Annotated in this window: 1 protein-coding gene; it reads left to right on the forward strand. The window is 77.7% G+C overall.

The features are described 5' to 3' along the window. Positions 1-222: 222 nt before the first annotated feature. Positions 223-1,087 (forward strand): PP2C family protein-serine/threonine phosphatase (locus HCN52_RS26295; RefSeq protein ID WP_168090610.1); only part of this gene is annotated, 865 nt, incomplete at its 3' end.

Consider the following 1,087-nt stretch of genomic DNA (forward strand, 5'->3'; position numbering starts at 1 on the left):
GCGACCGCGGGGCGCGCCATCCACGCGGACGCGCCGTGCGCATCGCGCCCGCCCGCGTCGGTCCGCCCGCTCCGGCACCCACGCCACCGGGACTCCGCCCCCACGCGTCGGTGCCGTCCCCTCCGCCGCGGCTCGCACACCCCCGACTGCACCCCGTGACGGCGCGGCCCCGCCGGGCGCCGCCGAGTCGCCAGGTCACCCCCCGCGCGGCACATTGGGTACGTGGCGATCCACCGGAGACTGACAGCAGTGCGCGCCCCCGGGCTCCGACGGGCGGCTGCCGCGCTGCCCACGCTGCTGCTGGTCGGTGCGCTCGTCCTCACACTCGCCACCCCGCCCCGCGTCACCTTCGCCCCCTTCCTCGCCGCGGCCCCTCTCGTCGCCGCGGCCATCCAGGGGCTCCGGGCCACGATCGTCACCGCCGGCGTGGCGGTCCTGATGGCGACCGTCATGCACATCTGGATCGATCCCTCGACCTCCTTGGAGGCGGTCCTCCAGGTGCTCACCGTCGCGACGGTCGCCGCGCTGGCGGTGGGCATCAACCAGCTCGTCGGCCGCCGGACCCGGCAGGTGCTCACCGCGCGCGAGGTCGCCGCCGCGGTGCAGCGCGCCATGGTGCCCGACCCGCCGGGCACCATCGACGGCATCCGTCTCGCCACGCGCTACCGCACGGCGGACCGGGAGGCCCTGATCGGCGGCGATCTCTACGGGGCCGTCCAGACCCCGCGCGGCGTCCGGCTGATCCTCGGCGACGTGCGGGGCAAGGGGTTGGAGGCCACCGACTCGGTCGCGGTCGTCCTGGGCGCGTTCCGCGAGGCCGCCGAGTACGAGGAGTCACTGGGCGCTGTCTCCGAGCGCATCGACTCCGCGCTGCGCCGCGCGGCGCAGCTCCGCGCGGGACGGCTCCGGCTCGGCGAGGACGAGAGCTTCGTGACCGGGGTGCTGCTGGAGTTGCACCCCGGAGAGCTGCACGGCGGCGGCACCGGCGAGGTGGCCGGGGGAGCCGCGGGGGGCCCCGGGGCCCCGGAGGCGACGGGAGCGCCGCCGGGCCTCCCCGGTTCGCCGGCGGCGCAGCACCCGGCCACCC

Origin of the sequence: Streptomyces bohaiensis, assembly GCF_012033785.1 — a bacterium.
Classification (GTDB): Bacteria; Actinomycetota; Actinomycetes; order Streptomycetales; family Streptomycetaceae; genus Streptomyces; species Streptomyces bohaiensis.